Genomic DNA, 21206 nt, shown 5'->3' on the forward strand with positions numbered 1-21206 from the left:
TGGGCAATGCATGCTTTTTCAACTGTTTGACCGATGGACACTACCATGAGTGATACCCCCTTCTCAACATTACATCGCCGCGGCTTCATGACAACTGCGCTGGCTGCTGCTGGTGGCGTAGCCACGGGTCTGTGGGGCCAACCCGCATTAGCGGCCAATACGCCTGCCACACAGAAAGTACTGAAAGTTGGCGTGACTTCTGGCCCCCATGAACAGGTTTTTGAAGCCGTTAAGAAGGTGGCCGAACGCGACTATGGCTTGAAGATTGAGATTGTTTCGTTCAGCGATTATGTGATGCCCAACGCCGCCTTGGATGCCGGTGATCTGGACGCCAACAGCTTTCAGCATGGTCCATTCTTGCAGGCAGCCATCCGTGCGCGGGGCTACAAGCTCCATGGTGTTGGGCGCACGTGGGTGGGGCCGATTTCTTTGTTTTCCAAGAAATACCAATCACTGGATCAGTTGCCGCAGGGCGCGCAAATTTCATTGCCAAACGACCCTGCCAACGGTGGCCGTGTTTTGTTGTTGCTGGCCAAAGGCGGTTTGATCAAACTCAAGCCCGGTATCGACCCACTGCAAGGCGTGTTTGCTTCGCAAGACGACATCATTGAAAACCCCCGAAATTTCCAGTTTGTGGAGCTGGAATCCCCTTTGCTGGTTCGCTCGCTCGACGACGTCCATGCCGCTGCCATCAATGCCGATTACGCCTATAAGGCCGGACTCAATCCTGTGCGGGACTCTCTGCTGACGGAGTCTGGCGACAGTCCTTACGTATGCCTGATTGCTGTGCAAGCAAAAAACAAAGACGTGCCATGGCTGCCGCAATTGGTTGCGGCCTACCGCACGCAGGAAGTGAAGGACTTCATCGTCAAAGAGTTTGATGGTGTGGTGATTCCTTCGTGGTGATGGGGCAGCGTTGATCGATTGAAATCCTTAGAACGTCAACACGTTCTTACAGCCGCTAACACCCCATTGGATACGCCGTTAGTGCCGTACTGTTCCTGTACAGCCTTTGGTTTGCTTGGGCGTGTTAGCTGTCCTTGGCCTGCGCTACTGAGCAGGCATTAACGAATACAACAGGAGTGACATGATGCGTACGACCGTATGGATGAAGAAAATGGCCCAAACTTTGGTGGGTGTGGCGTTGGTGGGAAGTGCTTGGGCTGCGCCGCTGAAAATTGGTGTGGTGCCCGGCGTGTTTGCCGACTCTGTGAGTGTGGCGGCACAGGAGGCCAAAAAGCAGGGCTTGGATGTTGAGCTGGTGGAGTTTACCGATTGGGCTACGCCGAATGTGGCCTTGGATGCGGGCGACATCGACCTGAACTATTTTCAAAATAGCAACTATCTGGCCAATGTTATTCGTGACAGAGGCTTTGATTTTGTCAGTGTCCAGCCGGGGATTCTGTCGTATTTGGGCTTGTACTCGCTCAAACATAAAACCTTGGCGGATATTCCAGATGGTGCACGAGTGGCCATTGCCAGTGACCCTGTGAACGTGGGGCGTGGCTTGCGTTTGCTCAGCCATGCCGGCTTGATCAGCTTGCGCCCGGATGCGGGTCTGCTCAGCGAGCTCAAGGACATTGCAGACAACCCCAAACATCTGAAGTTTGTGGAGGTCGAAGGCCCGCAATTGGCACGTGCTACGCAAGACGTGGATTTGGCTCAGGGCTTTCCGTATTTCATCCTCGCCTCCAAAGTGTTTGATGCGACCAGTGGTTTGGCATACACCAGCTATGAAGACGATTCCTGGGCCATTCAGTTTGTAGCCCGTAAAGACAAGACCAGTGATCCGCGTATTGCCCAGTTCCTGCAGGTCTACAAAGAGTCTCCAGCTGTGCGCAGCACGATTGATGCCTTCTACCAGCACGAGAAAAAGCTCTACCGCTTGACTTGGCTGAAAGACTGACCACGCCACCCATTGACCTGAGGGCACATACCATGACGCGCCAAAAGCATATCCACGTCAACGCGTTCAATATGAACTGCGTAGGCCACATTCACCACGGTTTGTGGACTCATCCGCGAGACCGTTCGACCGAGTACAACACACTCAAGTACTGGACTGACATTGCTCGCACGCTGGAAAAGGGGCTGTTTGATGGCCTTTTTATTGCCGATGTGATTGGGTATTACGACGTGTACCAGCATGCCCAGCGCCACGGTGTGGACTTGACATTGCGTGAGGCCATTCAGCTGCCGGTAAACAATCCGTGGTTGATTATCTCGGCCATGGCCGCTGTGACTGAGCACTTGGGCTTTGGTGTGACGGCCACCATCAGCGCGCACAACCCGTATACCTTTGCGCGCGATGTGAGCACGTTGGATCAACTGACCAATGGCCGCATTGGCTGGAACATCGTGACCGGGTATGTAGACAGTGGTGCGCGTGGATTGGGGCAGGAAGGTTTGGACGAACACGACCGCCGCTATGACCGTGCAGATGACTTTCTGGCGCTGGCGTACAAACTTTGGGAGGGAAGTTGGGAAGATGGGGCCGTGATTGCAGACAAGGCTCGGCGTATTCATGCCCTGCCTGAGAAGGTGCACCCCGTTGTGCACAACGGTCCGTTTTACCGTGCCAATGCTATTCACATGAGTGCGCCTTCACCGCAGCGCACACCCTTGTTGTTCCAGGCGGGGACATCCAGCCGTGGTTTGCAGTTTGCGGGGCAACACGCAGAAGGGATTTTTATTGGCGCCACCACACCAGAGGCTGCGCGAGAAGCTTCTCGCAAGTTGCGTCAGGCCGCAGTGGATGCAGGCCGCAGGCCTGAGGACATCAAAATTTACGCTGGTATGGCTGTGGTGACAGGCGATACGCAAGCACAGGCGCAAGAGAAATATGCCGAGTACCTTCAGCATGCCAGTGCAGAAGGAGGTTTGGCCCATTTTGCCGCGAGCACCGGGGTGGATTTTGCGCAATACGACCTTGATGAACCCATACCCTTTGGTAAGAGCAATGCCATTCAGTCTGCCGCGGCGGCAGCGCAGGCACAAGGCTGGACAACGCGGCGCAAATTACTGGAACAGTTCAAGCTGGGAAGTCGCTACAACACGGTGGTGGGTGACGCCAACCACGTAGCTGATGAGTTGACGCGCTGGATTGACGAAGGCGAGATCGATGGTTTCAACCTCACCCGCATTGTGGTGCCTGAAACCTGGGAGGACTTTGCCAACACGGTCGTGCCAGAGCTTCAAAACCGTGGTCGCTACCGCACTGCGTATGAGCCTGGCGGATTTCGGCACAAGCTCTTCGGCCAGGGCGACCGTTTGCCTGCCAACCATGTTGGTGCGCAATGGCGTGATGCGCTTGCGCACAAAGCGGGGCAAGCCGCAGCTTCCGTTCAGGCTGACACGAAAGGGGGCCCAGCGCACCCGTTGACTACCAAACCGATTGCCGTTTGAACGTGCGGCCACCCAACACAACCACATCAAGTCAACTCTGTAGAGGACATATAGCGATGAAATCAACCAAATTCTATTGGGGCGCACTAGCCTTTGCTGTGACGTTCAGCAGCAGTGTATGGGCCGATGGTGCATTGAAAATCGGTGTTACTCCAGGCTCTCTGGCGGATTCGGTCACGGTTGCAGCGCAAGAGGCCAAAGCGGCAGGCTTAGAGGTGCAGGTGATTGAGTTTACCGACTGGACGACGCCCAATACGGCGCTGGAGGCAGGGGATCTGGATTTGAACTATTTTCAGCATCAAGCCTTTCTGGACAACGTGATCAAAGAACGTGGCTACAAGATTGAGAGCGTTGCTTTTGGCTTGCTGCCCAACATTGGCCTGTACTCCAAGAAATACACCACGCTGGATTCCATCCCAGATGGCAGCAAAGTTGGTGTGGCCAATGACCCTGTTAACCAAGCACGGGGTTTGTTGCTGCTGCAGTCTGCCGGGTTGATAGGACTGCGAGATGGGGCAGGTGCCACCGCCAGCGTGGCAGATGTGGTGCGTAATCCGCGCAAGCTTGCGATCGTGGAGGTTGAAGGACCACAGTTGGTGCGTGCGGTCGATGACCTGGCTTTGGCCCAAGGTTACCCTGCTCACTTCGTCAATGCCGGGCAGCCCGAATGGGCCAGCAAAGCCTTGCACTACTCCACGGTTGATGACCTGTATTACGCCATTCGCTTCGTGGCCCGCAGTGACCGCAAGGGCGATCCGCGTATTCGGCAGTTTGTTGATATTTACCAAAACTCGGTTGCAGTAGCCCAGCAAATTGATGCTTCGTTTGCGCATGACGCCAAGTTGTATTCGCTGCCATGGAAAGAAGCGAAATACCGCTCCATTCAGCCCTGATTACCGTGACTAATTTTTTGAAGTGAATGCGATGATGACCAAAACAATGCAATGGGTAGCTGCAGCGGTGCTGAGCCTGTCAGCTTCTGCATGGGCTGCGGGCCCTTTGAAAGTAGGCGTTTCTGCTGTGACGGCACCGTCACTTGAAGCCGCTGCGCAGGAGGCACGCCGGCAAGGGCTGGATGTGCAGGTGGTGGAATTTAGCGACTGGACTGCCCCTAATGCAGCTTTGAATGCGGGCGACCTAGACGCCAATTTTTTCCAGCATTTGCCTTTTTTGGGCAATGCCATTGAAAAGGCGGGTTACCAGTTGCGTCCAGTCGGTGTGGGGTTACTGACCAATATTGGCGTGTTCTCCCGCAAGTACACGTCGCTCAGTGCTATCCCTGAGGGGGCAACGGTGTCGGTGTACGACGATGTGACCAACCAGGGGCGCCACTTGCTGTTCTTGCAGAAATTGGGGCTGATCGAGCTCAAGGATCCCAGTAACAGGTTCAGCACTATCCATGACATTGCCCACAATCCAAAAAAACTCAAATTGATCGAAATTCCAGGGCCGCAGCTGGCTCGCGCCTTGGCTGATGTGGATATGGCTGTAGGCGCACCGCTGTATTTTGTTGCTGCAGGGCAATTGGATGTGGCTTCAAGCGGCTTGGCCTATTCCGGGGCAGAAGATGTGCAATATGCGATTCATTTTGTGGCGCGAAAAAATGCCAATGGCAGTGACGCGGTGGATCCTCGCTTGCAGCAGTTGATTGATATTTATCAAAATTCTGATGTGGTGCGTCAGAAAATTTTTGAAACGCAAGGGCGTGATGCGCGTTTGTATTCCTTGCCATGGTTGAATGAGGCCAAGCAAGGTCAAGGGGGCGCTGCAACGGCTCAGCCCGCGGGAGCGCAACGTGCCAATCAATGAGATCAATGGGAATGCAGGTGCACCGACTCTGGCTGAATTACAAACCCGTTTTGCGCCGGTTTTTGCCCGAATTGCTGATGGTGCAGCTGAACGTGAAAACCACCGCACCTTGGCATACGAGCCCATTGAATGGTTGCGCGATGCGGGCTTTACGGCTTTGCGTGTGCCGCTTCAATGGGGTGGCAGCGGTGCCCGTTTGGAAGATTTGTTTGAGCTGTGGATGGCCTTGGCGCAAGCCGATTCCAACGTGGCCCAAATACTGCGACCGCACTTTGGTTTTATTGATCGCTTGCTGATTGACCGCGATGCCCAAACGCAAGAGCCTTGGCTGCGTTTGGCAGGGCAGGGCGCTATTTTTGGCAATGCCACCACGGAAGTGGGGCAAGGCGCTGTGGGCGAGTTGCAAACCTCCTTGGTGCCAGACGCGCAATCGAGCGGACAGTGGATTCTGAATGGACGCAAGTTCTACAGCACAGGATCGCTTTATGCTGATTGGATCAGCGTAGTGGCCAGTGCACATCAGGCAGGTGAGGCTGCGGCGATTGTGCATGCCATAGTGGCCGCCGATGCGCCAGGCGTGCAACTGCTTGACGACTGGAATGGTTTTGGTCAGCGGCTAACGGCTTCAGGTTCTGCTATTTTTGAGCAAGTGCGGGTAGCGGATGCGGCAGTACTGCGGTTTGAACGACAACAGCCCAGCGCGTTGGTGGCGTATTTCCAGTTGGTGCATTTGGCAACTTTGGCAGGCATTGCACGGGCTGTTCAGCATGATGCCGTGGCGTATGTGCAAGCCCGCAAAAGGGTCTTCAGTCATGGCAATGCGACATTGCCCAAAGATGATCCTCTGGTGCAGCAGATCATTGGCCAGTTGGCCGCTACCGCTTATATGGCACAAGTGGTTGTGCGCGATGTGGCTGCGTCTGTGGCAGAGGTTGCGCGATTGCGCGCTCATGCCATCGAGGTGACTAAGGCACAACTTGATGCACTGGAGTCGCGTACTGCCCAAGCCCAAGTGGCTGTGGTGGATTCGGTATTGCAAGCTGCCACGAAGCTTTTTGATGTGGGCGGCTCCAGCGCATTGGCTGAAAGCATGCGACTGGACCGGCATTGGCGTAATGCACGCACGCTGGCATCGCACAACCCTGTTATTTACAAGGCACAAGCCGTAGGCGATACGCTGCTTAACGGAGCTGAGCCGGTCTATTACTGGAATGTAGGCATCAAAGCGGCGTGATGTGCGACCTGCGTTCCGCGTGTGCGTGCGGCTTCTGGTTTCTGTAGTGGGCGCCAATGACCGGAATGCTATGGCATGGCCTCAGTTACCTCGCCTAAGCCATGTCTCGTATTCAACCCGTTTGATCGCGCGCATCTCCTTGTCGGTGGGCGTTCATGTATAAACGATAAAAACCCTTTTGGCGATAAAGATATACATCTAGATATATCTTTATGCCATGAATCGACAACACGCTTCTCTTAAAAAGCCCACTTCTGCACAAGTCAACTTGGCAGAAGACGCGTCTGCGCGTTTGGCTGAATCTAACCCGATTTCAGAAACATCGACGCGAAGTCGACCAGCGCATGTGCACCATGGGTTAGACCATGCCAGCATCGATATGGGGGGACGCAGTGGTCGCAGCCCCAGTGTTTTTGGGCGTGGCGGTTTGCAGTTGGTGCTGTTGCAACTGATCAGTGAGCAGGCCAGCCATGGTTATGAACTGATCAAAGCCATTGAGGAGCGCTTGCAAGGGCGTTACAGTCCCAGTCCCGGTGTGGTCTACCCACGTTTGGCCATGCTTGAAGACATGGGGTACATCTTGGCGCAGAAGCCCGATACGCAAGGGCGCAGGCGCTACAGTATTACCCCTGCTGGGCGCGACTTTCTGCAAAAGCAAAAATCCCAAGTCGATGTATTGATGGCGCGCATGGAGGGGGGTGTGGACGGTGCAGGCTTGCGTGGCGGTCGACCCGCCCCGGTGGCACGGGCCATTGAAAATCTCAAGATGGCCATGCGCCTGCGTTTGACGCAGCCGCTCAGTCAAGAACAAGCGCTGGCGTTTGCCGCCATTCTCGATGAGGCTGCCAGCCGCATCGAGCGTCTTCCTTCGGAGCCAACAAACGCGTGAATTGTGGCCAACCGCGCAAGCTATGGCGCGCGCGATTACGGTATAGGGCACCCACGCTTTTGCAGCCAATACTCTTTCTTTGCGATTCAAGGAATCCAGATGACCAATACCCATCCTCCTGCCCAAACAGCGGCTAAACCTGAGTTCGCCTCTGATCATGCAAGCCAAGCATCCGCTAAAAATCGCCAAACCGAACGGGTTCGGCACACTTTGCACATGCGCCGTGTAGAAGTTGTTCACACAGAACGCATCACCCCGCACTTAATCCGCATCACTGTGGCAGGCGACGCGTTGAGCGGTTTTACCAGCCCCGGTTTTGACGACCATGCGAAATTGTTTTTCCCTGATCCAGAAACAGGGGCGCTGACGTTGCCTACGGTGAGCAGTGACGGCAAGATTGATTGGGGCGAGAGCGAACGCCCACAAGCGCGTGATTACACCCCCCGGCAGTTCGATGCGCAGACCAACACCTTGACGCTGGATTTCGCATTGCACCAAGCGGGCCCAGCAACCGCCTGGGCAGAGCGCGCTAAACAGGGGGACGCGCTGGGTGTGGCCGGACCACGCGGTTCGTTTTTGATTCCTACCGATTTTGATTGGCACCTGTTGGTGGGAGACGATACCGGATTGCCTGCGATTTGGCGCCGTTTGCAAGAGCTGCCCACAGATGCCAACGCCTTGGTGGTGGTTGAAGTGGATTCTCCTGCAGACCAAGTGCCCCTGCCAAGTGCTGCGCAGGTGCGTGTGGTATGGGCCTACCGACAAGAGGGCCGTGCAGCGCCGTTGCTTGATGCGGTGCGCGCGCAGGATTTCCCTTCAGGAGATTTTTATGCATGGGTGGCATGCGAGTCGTTGGCGGCCAAAGCCATTCGGGAGCACTTGGTGACGGAGCGCCAAGCTAACCCCCGTTGGGTACGGGCGTCGGGCTATTGGCGCAAGGGGGCAGCAGCCACCCACGAAACGCACGAATAAGCGTGTAGGCTGATTTTCTTGTCCAGAGTTCTGCGTGCCGTGGTCTGTGGGCAAAAAAATCGTGGGAGTGCTCCCTTTGGCGCGTTACGTAGAGCCTATGAACTGCACTGGTTGATGCATACAAATTGCACTGACCGGTGCTTTTTTACGGCCTCTATTTCATGCGTTGATTTTTGTGTTGCGGGCCAATGGATTTTTAATCAGCACAGAATATGAGTCTGATCTAATTGTTGTTTTTATGTGAAATGTATTGGATTGTTTTAATTGAATGATAAGGATTCTTATTAAAATTACTATTTTTAATCTGTAATGGTGTTGACTATGCGCTTTCTCGCATCTCCTGTTTTCCGTCCTCATCGATTGGCCTTGGCCGCTTGTGTGGCCGTTTCTGCCATCTATCCGCAGTGGTCTGCCGCGCAAGCGAGCCAAGCTGAGGACGATGTGACTCTTGGAGAAGTGACGGTGACCGCGACAGCGGAAGACCAACTCAAACAAGCGCCGGGCGTGTCGATCATCACCGCCGAAGACATTGACGAGCGCCCGCCTGCCAACGATTTATCAGAATTGATTCGTACCATGCCAGGGGTGAACTTGACCGGCAACAGTTCATCTGGCGCATATGGCAACAACCGCCAGATTGATTTGCGTGGCATGGGCCCAGAAAACACCATGATCCTCATTGATGGGGTGCCCGTGAATTCACGCAATTCCGTGCGTATGGGCCGCAACGGTGAACGCAATGCGCGTGGGGACTCCAACTGGGTGCCCGCCAGTGCGATTGAACGTATTGAAGTGCTGCGCGGGCCAGCAGCGGCACGCTATGGCTCTGGCGCAGCAGGGGGGGTGATCAACATCATCACCAAAAAACCAACCAAAGCGCTGGAAGGCTCAGTGACGGCTTACACATTGGTGCCGCAAGACGGGGACTTCTCTTCCACTCGCCGCTTGGGAGCCAACCTATCGGGGCCTATTTCAGAAAATTTGTCGTTCCGCTTGTATGCCAGCGCTGCCAAGACAGATGCCGATGCACCTGATATCAATGCAGTCGCAGTCGATGAAGACAGCACACCACCGGCAGGTCGTGAAGGGGTTCGCAACCGCGATATCAACGGCTTGCTGCGCTGGGATTTGACACGCGAGCATGTATTGGAATTCAATGCAGGTTTTTCACGACAAGGCAATATCTATGCTGGCGAGCGTTTGTTTGACGGCAGCAATGCAGTGATGCAAGAGCTGGCCAACGCAGGCATTGAAACCAACCGGATGTTGCGCAACACTGCCAGCGTAACCCACCGGGGCGACTATGGCGAAGGACGCACATCGCGTGTGACGCTCTCTTTTGAACAAACACGCAACACCCGCGTCAATGAAGGTTTGGCCGGTGGCGGTGAGGGCTCGATCACCAATCCTGACAACCGTTCAACCAGCAAACTCAAACAATACTTTGCCAGCGGTGAATACCACACGCCGGTAAAGCTCGGCCAGATCGACCAGATGGTGACCTTGGGCTTTGAATACCGCAGCGAGAATTTGAACGACCCGTATGCCACCGCGCGTGGACAGACGCTGAACAACAATACCAACGCCACCAGCAAATCCAGCACCAAAGCCTTGTTTATTGAAGACAACATGGCGTTGACCGATGCATTAGTACTAACACCCGGACTGCGTTTTGACCACCATGACAAATTTGGTGGCAACTGGAGCCCGAGCCTGAATGCCTCTTATGACGTGAGCCAAACCGTCACGCTCAAAGGTGGTATCGCCCGTGTGTTCAAGGCGCCTAACCTCTTTCAATCAAACCCTAATTACCTCTACACCACAGGTGGTAATGGCTGTCCTTACTTGCCTGATGGCACCCGTGTACAGGGGCCATGCTATATCTTTGGCAATGAAGAGCTCGATCCAGAGATCAGTGTGAACAAAGAATTGGGCGTAGCGTTCAACAAAGATGGTTGGGGCGCAGGCCTGACCTACTTCCACAACGATTACAAAAACAAAATCATTGCGGATATGGGCGACCAGGATATTCCAGAGTTCATCAATATTGGGGGCAGCAACGTGCGGCCCTTTGAATGGGTCAACACTGGCGCAGCCATCATTCGCGGGCTTGAGGGGAATCTGAATATTCCGCTGTTGGGGCAAGCTGGCGAGACGCTGAAGTTGAACAACAACTTCACCTATATGTTGGAGAGCAAGAACAAGAATACAGGTCAGCCGCTGTCGGTGATTCCCAAATACACCATCAACAGCTCGCTCGATTGGAAGGCTACTGACCAAATCAGTGTGCTGGCAACAGGTACGTTCTATGGTCGCCAAAAACCGCGCAATTACAACCCGGCCAATGCCACCGCGATTACTGGGGATGCATTGAACATTCGCGGCTCCTACGCCATTTATGGTTTGAGCGCGGGATACCAGTTGAGCAAGGCTTTCCATGTCCGCGCAGGGGTCAACAACCTGTTTGACAAGCGTTTGTACCGCGAGTCTTCCGGTTCATCCCAAGGCGCTGCTACTTATAACGAGCCTGGCAGAACCTACTTTTTGACTTTGGTGGGGAATTTCTGATTGCATTGATTGCAAGGCGCAATGAAAGCGCCTGTAAGCAAATGATTTGTTCTTGATGGCGGTGGCAAGCACGGTAGCGGTTTGCCACCGCCATTCGCATTTGGGCTCGCCGAGGAGTGACCAACCGCATGGCACTTGGCCTGTTTGCCAACGCCGCTGGATGTGTGGGGCGCGGATATGAACCCTTAATCTCGCGCTAAAACCTGTTGGGAAAATGGCTGCGTTTGGTGTTAGAGCGACTAACACAATCCTTGATACGTCGAAAGCAAAACCTTGTCGTACTACTCGTACTGCCTGCGGTTTTGCGCCTAGTCTCAACCGCAAACCTTCGGTTTGCTGGGGTGTGTTAGCCGCTCTTAATCAATCAAGCCATTTTTCAAGGCGTAATAAGTCAGGTCACTGTTGGAAGCTAAAGCCATTTTTTCCATCAGGCGTGTGCGGTAGGTACTCACGGTTTTCACGCTCAAAGACAACTCGTTGGCGATATCGGTGGCCGTTTGGCCTTGTGCCAGTTTGAGGAACACCTGAAATTCACGCTCAGAGAGTTGCTCGTGTGGGGAGCTCGCGTTGGGCTTGTCCAGTTGCTGGGCCAGCAAGTTGGCCACTTCTTGGCTGATGTAGCGTTTGCCGGTGGCAATCGTGCGAATCGCATTGACGATTTCGACTGGATCGCATTCTTTGTTGAGATACCCGCTTGCGCCTTGTTTGATCAGATTGAGGGCGTAATGCTCTTGCGCATGGGTGGTGAAAATCAAAATGCCCACATCAGGTGCTTTGGCGCGCAGCATGGGCAGGGCATCCAGGCCGCTGTGTTCAGGCATAGACAAATCCATGACCAGAACATCCAGGTCATGCTGGCGCACGATATCGATGGCCTCTTTGCCGTTAGCGCCTTCTGCGACGACACGCAAATCCACGTGATGGGAGAAAAACTCTTTCAAGCCAGTGCGCACGATTGCGTGGTCATCGACGATTCCAATATTAATCATCCATCGCTCCTTTGTATGGAGGCCATTGTGCCTATTCCATCGTTCGGCCTCAGCGGCAGTAGGGGGATTTTCCTACTGCAAAGCGCTTTTTTCGAGCCCGCTGCTGGGTTACATTGGGTGTGCTGCGGCCTGTGCATGTGCATGGTGTCAGGCATGAGGTTGTATGCAACAGTGCTGACCTCTCCTTTTCAGTTTGAGTACTGCGTTCTTACCCTATTTACAAGGCCGTTATGTCTTCTACGCATTCGTCTCAAACCTTGATAAAACGAAGTGGTGCGTTGATGCGCAGCCCGTCGTTGTTGATGGCTATTGCATCTTTGATCTTGCTGGGGATTTTGGGTGTCAATGAGGTCGCTTTTCGCGGTGCCAATAGTGCTTTGGACAACAGCATTGCGTACCAAGAAGAGAATGCAGCTGCCAATGCGGTGGTGCAGAGCGTGCTGCAAACCCAGGCCCTGCTTAAAGGGTATGTGGCCAGCCACGACACATCAGTTCGGCAGCAGTACCAAGCGTCACGCCAGCAAGTGTTGGCGCAGTTGGCTCATTTAGAGAGCATCTTGGGGCATGATGGGCTGGCTTTGCCTGAATTCGCGATGCTGAAAAAAGAGGTGCAAGACAACCTGCATGAACTGGAAATCATGCAGGATTTGCACGACGCAGGTGAAACCGATGCTTTGGCTATTGCCTTGAGCAGCTACCCCAGTGACAACTCCATCAGCAGCATCCAATCGGTTGAGGCACGTTACCAAGCTGCGCAGAAAGCGCAGATAGCCAATACGCACCAGAAAACGGCGTTCTTTTTACGTTTGTCACAGCTGGGTGTTGCGTTGGTCAGCCTGGCGGCGTTGCTGGTGTTTTTTCTGTATTTGAAAAAAGTCAAAGCAGATCGGGCCCAGCAGTTGCAGCGTCAACAGCAGCTTGAAGCAGAGCAAATGCGTCTCGAAAGCATTGTGCGCCAGCGGACTGCATCGCTTTTTGCATTGGCCAGCCATTTACAAAATGTCAGGGATGAGGAGCGCGCCGCGCTGGCGCATGAATTGCATGACGAACTGGGCTCACTGTTAACGGTTGCCAAGTTGGATGTCGCCAATACTAAAACCATGATTGAAGGCAAGAGCCCGGATGGTGCAAAAGTGCAGGGCAAACTCGAGCACTTGCAGGAAACGCTGGGCCAGTTGGTGACGATCAAAAGACGAATCATTGACCGTTTATTTCCTTCAGCACTTGATACGCTTGGACTGACGCAGGCCTTGGAATTGCTAGCCCAGCAGTTCTCCAATGCCAGTGGCTTACAGGTGCAAACCCAACTCGATGAAGTCGCACTGCCCGAAAAATTGGCTTTAATGGTTTACCGTGTAACGCAGGAAGCGCTTAACAACATCAGCAAATACGCACAGGCGTCTCGCGTGAATATCAGTTTGGCAGTCGCAGCCTCGGATGGGGCGATGACACTGCAAATTCAAGACGATGGAAAAGGGTTTGACCCTGCTGCTATTTCTGCCACTAATTACGGCATCCGGGGAATGAAGCACCGCGTAGAGTCGCTGGGTGGTCAGTGGGCGATTGATTCAGGTCCATCTGGCACACGCATCAGCGTGGAGTTGCCCCCAGATACACAGCAGCAGCGCGTGTGATGTGGCGCAGCTGTGCCGGTGCAGCGTCACTGGCTGCACTGCACACTTGCTTGTCTTCATCGTTGGGCATAGCGCCATAGCCATCGTATTGGTGCATTGTCAGCATCGTCCTACAACCATGCAGGACGAAGCAGACAGACAGTTGCGTACGGCTCTGACAGACAAGAGCGCGCTGCGCGCCTATCCTTCACTTACCGTTCAATTTCACTGATTTATCAGTAGCACTGAATGGCAAAAATCAACCCCTTTGGCTCAACAGATATTTGTTTTTGGGCTGTAGAAGACAAGCAAAGGAGGCTTCGATGCTGAGGTATGCCGTCATCTTTTTCATCATTGCGCTGGTGGCTGCGCTATTTGGTTTTGGTGGGATTGCCGCAGGTGCCACTGAAATTGCCAAGATCCTGTTCTTTATCTTCATCATCATTGCGGTGATCACTTTTGTGTTGAACCTTATTCAACGCAAATAGGCTAGCGAAATCACAAATCAACGCGTGTGCAGACCTGCCTGAATGGTGCCGAGAACGCGTTCAGTGCCGGACAACACAAAACAACGATGCGCTTTGGGCGCAAGACCAACCCTAAAGGAGAGTAACGATGACAAATAAGTTTTTGACTGCAGTGGCACTGGCTTCTGTTTTGGGTGTGACCGCACTGTCAACCACGGGCTGTGCAGTAGCACGCGATCAGCAAACCGTCGGTTCGTATATTGATGATGCAGCCTTGACGACACAAGTCAAAGCGAAGTTGGCTGAAAGCCCACAGACATCAGCGATGGCCATCAGTGTTGAAACCCTCAAGGGTGAAGTGCAACTGTCAGGGTTTGCGAAATCCAATGAAGAGAAAAATCGCGCAGGTGAAATTGCACGCAGTGTTGAACACGTCAAATCCGTGAAGAACAACATTACTGTGCGCCCCTAAATGGCATAGGCCGCAGTGAGGCCCCTGTGCTTTCATTGATGGCCCTTTTGGGGCTATCAGTAAACACCAACCGCGCTCAACCTTTGCGTTGTGCGCGGTTTTTTTTATGGAATTAGCCTGTTGTGCATTGACTGCATGGCGCGTGTTTGGCGTTTGACCATGGCCAGCTCAAACAAGCGCATATAACGTGGTGCAATTTTGGAAATGTGGAAAGCCTCGCCCGTTTGGCGAGCTGCAGCGGCATAACGTGCGCGACGTGCAGGATCATCACGCAATTGTCTGATCGCGCCCAGCCAGGCATCATCTGAATCGGGCATCAACATGCCGTTGACATCGTGTCGAATGAGTTCAGGCACAAAACCCCAGTTCGAGCCAATGACGCAGCCACCTCGAGCCAGAATTTCCATCAGCCCCCAGTTGGCGACCCCGTAGCGCAATGGGTAGAGGAACAAATCGATGGAGCTGAGAGTGGCAGAAAAGACGTCATAAGGAAGTTTTCCTGGAAATTCAATGGCTTGTTTTGCAGCCGGATATTGTTGCAACAAGTGGTCTCGAAAACTCTTGAACTGACCCTCATAGCGGCGCTCTACCCATTGTTGCTCGTAACCATAGGTGGTCGCTTGCGGATCGCCCAACGCGACAAAACGCATGTGCTGGCCATCCCCTTCGCGAACCAGACGATCTACCAAGCGGATATAGGTTTCGAGCCCTTTGGCGCTGGAGAGGTCACGGGCAGAAAAACCGATGGTAAAGCGCTGGTCCTGTCGCTGCGGTGAAGACGCAAGGGGGGCAATATCAAAACCTTCAAATTGCACTTCAATCTGGCTTCTCAGGCTTTCTGGAAACAGATTGCGTGCGTGCTGGCTGGGCACAATGGTCAAGTCGCTGTTGAGCACTTGGTGAAAATGCAGCATCTCCATATTGCGATCACCCATACGTTGGGCTTGATCTGGTGGATAGGCAGCATCCCATCCATGCGCTCGGTAGCTGGGAAATTCAATGTAGCTGACAATGGCAGCGTCGGTCTCGTCATAAAGAAAATGGGGTGCGCCCCAAAGCGAATGGGCCACAATCAAATCAATGGGTTGTTTTTTTTCAAACGCTTGAATGGCTTTGAGCACCCCCCTGCCAATGCGGGCAGACCGCTCCAACTTGCTGGTGTAGTAGTAGCTTTGTGGGCCTACGATTTTCCCATCTGGCTTGAAGGGCAACAGGTGGTCGTACGTGTTTGCGAATTTTTGGGCATTGCCTGGTGTGGTCATGTACCAGCTTTGCGCCAGGCCTGTTTGGCGTAAATAGCTGCACAACAGGCTGTATTGGGCAGGGCAAACAGCGCTGACAAAAACAATAGTTGGGGGTGTGGTCACGGTGTGTTTTTAATGGTGCGCTGTGGCCCAGCGCGTCAACAAAGGCAAGCCGTATCGGTTACAGCGTGTGGCTTTCTGGGGCAGTCTTTTCGACCAATGGCACTTCAGGTTCACCATCGCTGATCTGGTATTTACGCATTTTTTCCCACAGCACTTTGCGGCTGATGCCCAAATGCAAGGCCGTGTTTTGGCGCTTCCAGTCATTGGCCTGGAGTGCGGCAATGATGCGATTGCGCTCTTCTTGGTCCCAGTTGCGCCGATCCGCTAAAACAGACTGGGTGCTGCTCTCCTGTGAGGAGGGGGCATGCAGAGACAGACTCTGAGCTTGATCGAGAATGCGTTGTACCGCACCACAACCTTCCCAGTTGCCCAGCTGGCGCGCAGTCACACCAATGCGCTCGGCCAGATTGCGCAGCTCACGTACATTGCCAGGAAAGTACATTTGCGCCACCGCATCCAGAATAAAGAACGGCAACTCGCCCAATTGTTGCATCAGCTCAGGCCCCACAACTTGCTGCAAGATGCTGTGGAAAATGGCCAATTTGTCAGCTTCTCCACGCTCTTCAAGGCTCGGGATATTCAGCTCAATCACGGCCAAACGGAAGAATAAATCTGCGCGGAAAGCGCCTGTCTGTACCAATTCCCGTAAGGATTTATTGGTGGCGGCCACGAGCCGAAAGTCCAAGCGAACTGGTGTGGCTGATCCCAATCTGCTGATGGTGCGCTCTTCCAGCACGCGCAAGAGTTTCACTTGCTGGTACAACGGCAAATCGGCAATTTCATCCAGGAACAAGGTTCCGCCGTTGGCCTGTTCAAAATACCCTTTGTGGGCTGCCACAGCACCGGTGAATGAGCCCTTGGCATGCCCAAAAAACAAGGACTCGAACAGACCATCAGGAATGGCGCCGCAGTTCACCACAATGAAAGGGCCGCGTCCGTAATGGCTGTTGCGCTCATGCAGCCGCTCGGCAATGCGCTCTTTACCGACCCCTGTCTCACCAATGATCAACACGCTGTGTTCGCAATCAGCAAAGGTATCGACATCTTCCAGCAGGCGCTGCATGCACGGAGCTTCGGCAATGATGTCGCCTGAACGTTGCACCTGCCGCTGGTTGCTTTGCAGCCTTTGCAAAATGCGCACCAGCATGGCGCGCAGCTCAGCACCAGTGAAGTCAAAGGGCAGAACGTGCGAATACTCCATCGCATAGCTACCCGGACTGACCTCACGCTGATTGGCGCTGACCCAGAGCACTGGCATGCCAAACTTGCCTTCGACACCTTGCCTTGTGAATCGCGCCCCTTCTAACACCGTGACGCTGATCACGGCAATTGCATTGCCTAAATCAGTCGAATCCGCAGAAAGATTCAGCCCGTCAGCACGAATGACCTCCACGCCGAGGTTGAGCACACAGCGCTCAATCCGCTCAGCAATATCGGCCTGGCCTTCCCAGACATAAATCACCAGTTCGTCAAGATTCACGGTGGAGTTCCTGTAGTTTTTTCATTGTCTTGTTGTTATTGATTTCGTCAATAAACAATGTGAGCCGTGTCACACTCAATTGCCAAGGCCTTGACGTCTGTACGACCCAGTTCTAGCCCGAGTACGTCATCTAGTAAGGTGGTTAATAGGCTTCCGACGCCGTTGAGTACAGGCTTGAGTACTTGCAGGACTGGTTGTAGCAGCATGCACAAAGCCCCATTGCATTGCACTTCATTAGTGTTGGGGTTCATGATCTGATTGACGATGCTGTTAGTTGTTGCATTGTCCATTCCAACTTGATTTTTATGCTGGCGCAGAAGCTCTTTGAGGTTGTGTTGAATACAATTATTTCTGTTGAGCAATGAACTCAGCAGACCTGCACAGCTTTGAAAGTTATTGCCGAGCGTTGGAATACCCACGACGTCCAGCAGACTGTAGGGCGTGTTTGCATAGGCGTTGAATGCCTGACTGAATGAACCACTTTGCCATTGTGAAGGGGGGCAAACAAAGAGAACGCAACTAGTGGGAATCGCGTTACTAAACGTGAAATTGTTGACCAAGGGCTCAATTGTGACTGTCTGGCCATCACGAACAATGGTGGCACCATTGATCATCAGATTGGTGATCCCTGCGACGTTGTAGAACCCGGCATTGTCTTTGACCTGGTTGCGCAGTTCAGGCATTTCAAGGTAAGTATCCACTAAAGCATCAATGAGGGAATCTGCGTTATATGTTCCGTCAAAGTATGGAGATGGTGCTGGTTGTCTGAACAATCCGCTGAGCAAATTCAGGAGATTGGTGACCAGGTTATCTACTGTGTTGCCAAGTTCAAGTTGGTTTGCTTCTGTGGAACGTGTTTCGCCAACCACCATATCCAGACCAGATTCGTTATCGAAATATTCCAATGCAGGAATGTGCAATTTCCCTGAGAGAACAGGAATGTGAAGCAGCTTGATCAGTTCTTCTTCAGCCAACCCTTGCTCACAGCGGTTGGTATGCGAGAAGATACTGCTCGGTTGCATCTTGCCAACACAGATGTTGGCGACAGAGGAGTTCACTTCAAGATCAATCGTTTGTGGAACTCGGCGGCACTGGATGTTTGTCAATTCAGCTTGTGCTGTTACCACATCAACCCCGATAGGTAGATTGACGCGAATGCCCAAGATGTTTTCAACCAGCAAATTCAGCACGCCACCCAGTAAATTACGTGTGTCAATATCCAGGTTCAGTCGTACTTGTGCGCTGTAGCCTTTTGTGCCGACCGGGCCAATCGCGATAGTGGGAGGTTCCACCACGGTCGCTTTAGCTTTGACCAGCCCGAGGATGTTCAGTTCTGGGATTTCGATTGCATGGCCATTGATACCAATGCCAATCGCAGTTTTGATCAGGTCGCCTAACCCTAGGCGAACATCTGCTGCAGCGCCGAGTGGGTCATCTCGACCTATGCCGAGAAAGGCCAGTAAACCACCTTGATCTGGAATGCCGTCCTCGTCGAGATCAACCCCGGCTAGAGGTATTTTGATTTGCTCCAATGGAATTTCAAGTGCATTGCTGTTTTCCAGTGAATTGATGATGCGGTCAAGGGCACTGATTTCTTCGCTGAAATTTCGGCTACAGGTATCTGCCGCACCTTCGATGACCAAACCTACGCTGGCACATAACGCATCGTTTCTCAGTGCGCTTAAGGTTAGTTCAAGAAAATTGAGTAATGACACGTCTGTTAACTGGGCCACACCTTCTGGAGTCAGTACGCTAAGACTATCAACTCCAATATTAAGTCCAAGTAAATCCAAAAGACCTGAGGGTGTGATTTTGATATTGGCAAGGCCTTCTGAGTCTAAAAGCCTCAGATCATTGATGTTGAGACCTACGGCTCCTAGCAAACTTCCTAGAACGGCATCTTCATCAAAGCGCAGCAATTGCGATCCAACCTGAAAAGCTGCTACTGGCTCGTTCTTTTTTGCAATGGCTTCAGCCCATACTGTACGACTCCATGGGCCGGGCAAGATGACGGGGGATGTGCCTTGTACGGTGACATGTGCCGCATTGAGCAAACCGGTCATGCCGAAATAGTGGGGAGCATTGTTTTTCACGGGATCCCAATTGCCGCATACCACCTGCGTTGTTTGCTCATCCCGATTGATCGCTGCAGGCCAGTTGTTGGTAATGCTGGTGTTGCCAGCGGCTAAACAGCTGTCAGTATTAGGTGTGGAGTAGTCAATATTCTGCACGGCCTCAACAGCAGCAAGGTCTGCAATACGTTGCAGGTCTCGCTTGGCGTAGTGCATATAACCTAGATCGACAATGCCTAAAATGGTGAGCAATACACCAATTAGCAACGCAAACTGAATAAGAACAGCGCCTTTTTGGCTTCGGCCAGGAGAGCGTAGAGGCGGGCGCTGGGGCAATAGGGGCGTGCGTGCGTGCATGGTTCTTCTCCTGTCTGTCACTCGTTGATCGAGAACGAAACTGTTGAAGTGGCCTGCAGTAAGGCCGGTTGTGTGAGTGCCCATTGGCCAAGATTCAATGGCTGAGGCTGATGGTCGGCTGTGCCTGTACTGAAGATTGCAGGCAGACGATAGGAAACCTGCAAGAGCAATTGGGTTGAAGACTGCTGGTTGAGTGTGACTAAGGTCATTACAGAAGGATCGCCTGGAATTGCGCTATTGAGCAGGCTTGCCTTGACAATGCTTTCGGCTGCAGCCTGCATGTTTTCGATGTTTTCAATGCCATAGTCAGGCAAGGCGCCATAAATAAGGTTTTGCACCAGTCGAGCACCATCGCCTGTAGCGCGAGCGACGGACTGTTGAGCCTGCAACGCGCGCCAATACACGAACATGCCGAGCAAAATCAAAACCATCAATATTGCAATCAGTGCAAACTCAAGTGAGGCAACGCCCGCATTGTGTTTGCGCCGTGTAGGGTTCATATTGGGGAGCGGCATCACAAGCCTCCTCTGTCCACCAGAATGCTGGCGCTTGCAAACAGTGTCTCTGGATTGAGAACCTCCATATCCATGAGCCGCAAGCCAGGGACAAGTGGTGATGCGGCGTAGTGGATGGAAAAGTCCAAGTGCACCATGCATCGTTCATGTAAAAGCATGCCGCAAGCGAGGTTTGACGCACAGTCATTGGCATCCATGGCTTTACAGATACGCACATTCACACTGTTGGGGTTTGGTCGGATGGCCGCTGGAAGCCATTGCATTTTTTTTGCGACCATGGCTTGCGCCGCTTCCACTCGGGCATCTCGAGTAGGGTGGTATTGCAACACTGCACGTGCCCCGTCCTCGGCTACCCTCTGCATCGACTCCCTTACCAAAAATGTCAATCCGTAACTGATGATGGCGTATAGCAGCATAAAGAACACGGGGAAGATGATGGCCCACTCCAGTGCGTACACACCGCGTTGCAGACGCGCGCGCGCAGTGAAAGGGCCGACTGTGTGCAAGCTGCTTGGATGGTTTGGAATAGCAACCATGGCGTTCATCCTTGTCCGGTGTTCGCAGCCATCGTGGCGATGGCTTTAATTACTTGTTCCTGTTTTGATACCGGTTTCATAGAACTCGGGAATTTCGGTCTCAAAACTCTTGAGGTAGCGGTTGTAGCTGCGGCTGGCTTGCTCTCCCTCTATCCAGCGTGGGTGCTCTGCGCTGGCTGCGCGTTGCGCCGCCAGCAAATGGTTGGTCGCTCGGCCTATATCAGTACGTTCCGAGGCTGGTTTGAAGCGCAATGGCTGGGGCTGGTGGTCTATTTCGTTGAGGTTGCCAGCTCTGGGGTAGTGTGTCAGTACGGCTTCTGCAGGCGTAGTGGAGAGTTCACTGGGGTCTTCAACTTGCGCAAGGGCGATATTGGCGCAGCCGATCGCCATTGCCGTGCCTAATAGTGTGCTCAGCCATGTGCTTGGTGATCGTGAAGAGATGTGGCGGTTAATGATCATGG

At 53.2% G+C, this 21206-nt stretch carries 20 protein-coding genes; 12 read left to right on the plus strand and 8 right to left on the minus strand.

What is annotated here, in order from left to right:
* Positions 1-45: 45 nt before the first annotated feature.
* From E9531_RS11505 to E9531_RS11545, 9 genes are all read left to right on the plus strand, one after another.
* Positions 46-906, plus strand: a complete 861-nt coding sequence (locus tag E9531_RS11505; protein ID WP_136573909.1) for a MetQ/NlpA family ABC transporter substrate-binding protein — start codon at positions 46-48, stop codon at positions 904-906.
* Between the two features lie 184 nt (positions 907-1090).
* A complete protein-coding gene (locus E9531_RS11510; RefSeq protein ID WP_136573910.1) occupies positions 1091-1906 on the plus strand; it encodes a MetQ/NlpA family ABC transporter substrate-binding protein in 816 nt (271 codons plus the stop codon).
* A 32-nt stretch (positions 1907-1938) separates the two neighbouring features.
* Positions 1939-3405 carry an LLM class flavin-dependent oxidoreductase gene (locus E9531_RS11515; protein ID WP_136573911.1) on the plus strand — a complete coding sequence of 489 codons (1467 nt, stop codon included), beginning with the start codon at positions 1939-1941 and terminating at the stop codon, positions 3403-3405.
* A gap of 56 nt (positions 3406-3461) precedes the next feature.
* A complete protein-coding gene (locus tag E9531_RS11520) occupies positions 3462-4298 on the plus strand; it encodes a MetQ/NlpA family ABC transporter substrate-binding protein (RefSeq protein ID WP_136573912.1) in 837 nt (278 codons plus the stop codon).
* A gap of 31 nt (positions 4299-4329) precedes the next feature.
* Entirely contained in the window at positions 4330-5214 is an 885-nt protein-coding gene (locus tag E9531_RS11525; RefSeq protein WP_244610083.1) for a MetQ/NlpA family ABC transporter substrate-binding protein, read from the plus strand.
* Positions 5201-6448: an acyl-CoA dehydrogenase family protein gene (locus E9531_RS11530; protein WP_244610084.1), complete on the plus strand. Its 1248-nt coding sequence runs from the start codon at positions 5201-5203 to the stop codon at positions 6446-6448. Before E9531_RS11525 ends, E9531_RS11530 begins: the two co-directional genes overlap by 14 nt.
* 217 nt (positions 6449-6665) lie before the next feature.
* Entirely contained in the window at positions 6666-7337 is a 672-nt protein-coding gene (locus E9531_RS11535) for a PadR family transcriptional regulator (RefSeq protein WP_244610085.1), read from the plus strand.
* Positions 7338-7553: 216 nt separating this feature from the next.
* Entirely contained in the window at positions 7554-8309 is a 756-nt protein-coding gene (locus E9531_RS11540) for a siderophore-interacting protein (RefSeq protein ID WP_425293587.1), read from the plus strand.
* 321 nt (positions 8310-8630) lie between these two features.
* Positions 8631-10877, plus strand: a complete 2247-nt coding sequence (locus tag E9531_RS11545; RefSeq protein WP_211343425.1) for a FepA family TonB-dependent siderophore receptor — start codon at positions 8631-8633, stop codon at positions 10875-10877.
* A 356-nt stretch (positions 10878-11233) separates the two neighbouring features.
* Here the strand turns inward: E9531_RS11545 and E9531_RS11550 are convergent, their stop codons facing one another.
* Positions 11234-11866, minus strand: a complete 633-nt coding sequence (locus E9531_RS11550) for a response regulator (RefSeq protein ID WP_136573915.1) — start codon at positions 11864-11866, stop codon at positions 11234-11236.
* Positions 11867-12096: 230 nt separating this feature from the next.
* Here E9531_RS11550 and E9531_RS11555 point away from each other — a divergent pair, with 230 nt between their 5' ends.
* Positions 12097-13500: a sensor histidine kinase gene (locus E9531_RS11555; RefSeq protein ID WP_136573916.1), complete on the plus strand. Its 1404-nt coding sequence runs from the start codon at positions 12097-12099 to the stop codon at positions 13498-13500.
* Here the strand turns inward: E9531_RS11555 and E9531_RS17500 are convergent.
* Positions 13457-13597, minus strand: coding sequence for a hypothetical protein (locus E9531_RS17500; RefSeq protein WP_211343426.1), 141 nt, complete (start codon positions 13595-13597; stop codon positions 13457-13459). The two genes, E9531_RS11555 and E9531_RS17500, sit on opposite strands and share 44 nt — an antisense overlap.
* A gap of 205 nt (positions 13598-13802) precedes the next feature.
* Between E9531_RS17500 and E9531_RS11560 the strand changes: the two genes are divergently transcribed.
* Both E9531_RS11560 and E9531_RS11565 read left to right on the plus strand, forming a co-directional pair.
* On the plus strand, positions 13803-13967 hold the full coding sequence (locus tag E9531_RS11560) for a DUF1328 domain-containing protein (RefSeq protein WP_136573917.1): 165 nt from the start codon (positions 13803-13805) through the stop codon (positions 13965-13967).
* 127 nt (positions 13968-14094) lie between these two features.
* On the plus strand, positions 14095-14418 hold the full coding sequence (locus E9531_RS11565) for a BON domain-containing protein (protein WP_136573918.1): 324 nt from the start codon (positions 14095-14097) through the stop codon (positions 14416-14418).
* A 104-nt stretch (positions 14419-14522) separates the two neighbouring features.
* Here the strand turns inward: E9531_RS11565 and E9531_RS11570 are convergent, their stop codons facing one another.
* The 6 genes from E9531_RS11570 to E9531_RS11595 are packed head-to-tail and all read right to left on the minus strand — an operon-like array spanning position 14523 to position 21204.
* The gene (locus E9531_RS11570; RefSeq protein ID WP_136573919.1) at positions 14523-15785 is read right to left on the minus strand and encodes a glycosyltransferase; all 1263 of its coding nucleotides are present in this window, start codon (positions 15783-15785) and stop codon (positions 14523-14525) included.
* A gap of 58 nt (positions 15786-15843) precedes the next feature.
* Positions 15844-17265, minus strand: coding sequence for a sigma 54-interacting transcriptional regulator (locus E9531_RS11575; RefSeq protein ID WP_136573920.1), 1422 nt, complete (start codon positions 17263-17265; stop codon positions 15844-15846).
* 47 nt (positions 17266-17312) lie between these two features.
* Positions 17313-19694, minus strand: coding sequence for a TadG family pilus assembly protein (locus E9531_RS11580; protein ID WP_136573921.1), 2382 nt, complete (start codon positions 19692-19694; stop codon positions 17313-17315).
* 17 nt (positions 19695-19711) lie between these two features.
* Entirely contained in the window at positions 19712-20209 is a 498-nt protein-coding gene (locus tag E9531_RS11585; protein ID WP_136573922.1) for a TadE/TadG family type IV pilus assembly protein, read from the minus strand.
* Positions 20209-20745, minus strand: coding sequence for a TadE/TadG family type IV pilus assembly protein (locus E9531_RS11590; protein WP_136573923.1), 537 nt, complete (start codon positions 20743-20745; stop codon positions 20209-20211). Before E9531_RS11590 ends, E9531_RS11585 begins: the two co-directional genes overlap by 1 nt.
* Before the next feature lie 45 nt (positions 20746-20790).
* A complete protein-coding gene (locus tag E9531_RS11595) occupies positions 20791-21204 on the minus strand; it encodes a DUF3613 domain-containing protein (RefSeq protein ID WP_136573924.1) in 414 nt (137 codons plus the stop codon).
* Between the last annotated feature and the right edge of the window lie 2 nt (positions 21205-21206).

Source organism: Lampropedia puyangensis (genome assembly GCF_004833285.1).
Lineage (GTDB): Bacteria > Pseudomonadota > Gammaproteobacteria > Burkholderiales > Burkholderiaceae_C > Lampropedia > Lampropedia puyangensis.